The sequence below is a fragment of the Streptomyces sp. UNOB3_S3 genome, assembly GCF_020740895.1.
GTDB lineage: Bacteria > Actinomycetota > Actinomycetes > Streptomycetales > Streptomycetaceae > Streptomyces.
The window spans coordinates 1-882 of sequence record NZ_JAILXP010000732.1; the positions used below are offsets into that span (position 1 = coordinate 1).

Below are 882 nucleotides of genomic sequence, written 5' to 3' on the forward strand. Positions count from 1 at the left end.
GCGCCCGCCCGCGACCGGGAGCGCGACCGGGACCGCTCGCCGGGCGCCCGCAGCGTCATCGGCACGCCCGACTACCTCGCCCCCGAGATCATCGAGGGCCTGCCGCCGCGCGCGTCCGTCGACGTCTACGCCCTGGCCACCGTCCTCTACGAGCTCCTGGCCGGCTTCACGCCCTTCGGCGGCGGCCACCCCGGGGCGGTGCTGCGGCGCCATGTGACGGAGACGGTGGCGCCGCTGCCCGGCATCCCCGACGAGCTCTGGCAGCTCGTCGTGCAGTGCCTCGCCAAGGCGCCGGCGTCCAGGCTGCGCGCCTCGGAGCTGGCGGCCCGGCTGCGGGAGCTGCTGCCGCACCTGGCCGGGATCCCGCCGCTCGACATCGACGAGCCGGAGGAAGAGGAGGCGGCGGCCCCCGCCGCTCCCGCCGGATACGCGGAAGCCGCCGCTCCGGCGCCCGCCGCCGGTGCCGCGGCCGCGCCCGAGCCGCGACGGCGGGGCGTGGTGCCGCTCGTGCCGGGGGCGGGCGTGTCGGACTCCAGCCGTGACACCCACACCAGCATGCGGGTCCCCGGGCCCGAGGAGCTCGCGGGCGGCCCCCACGGGACGGCTCGCGCTCCGCGCTCGCCGGGGCAGCCGCGAGCCGGCTCCGCGCGCCACCGCTCCCCGGCGGAGCAGGCGCGGCGCCGCCGCATCCGCCTCGGCGCGGCGGCCGTCGCGCTGGCCGCGGCGGCGGGCGTCGGCGGCTGGTTCGCCACGAGCGGCGGTTCGGACGCGGGCGACGCGAAGCCGGGCGGCTCCCACACGCCGGGCATCCACCGCACGGCTCCGCCGGCGGCGGGCACGCGGTAGGGCGGGGCGCGGGTGGGGCGCGGGCCGGTCCGGCGA

1 protein-coding gene is annotated in these 882 nt (G+C 81.2%); it reads left to right on the forward strand.

Annotation, left to right across the window (positions count from 1 at the left end; genetic code table 11):
- Positions 1–846: protein kinase (locus tag K6I33_RS35350; RefSeq protein ID WP_229358877.1), on the forward strand; the 846-nt coding region annotated here is incomplete at its 5' end.
- Positions 847–882 lie beyond the last annotated feature (36 nt).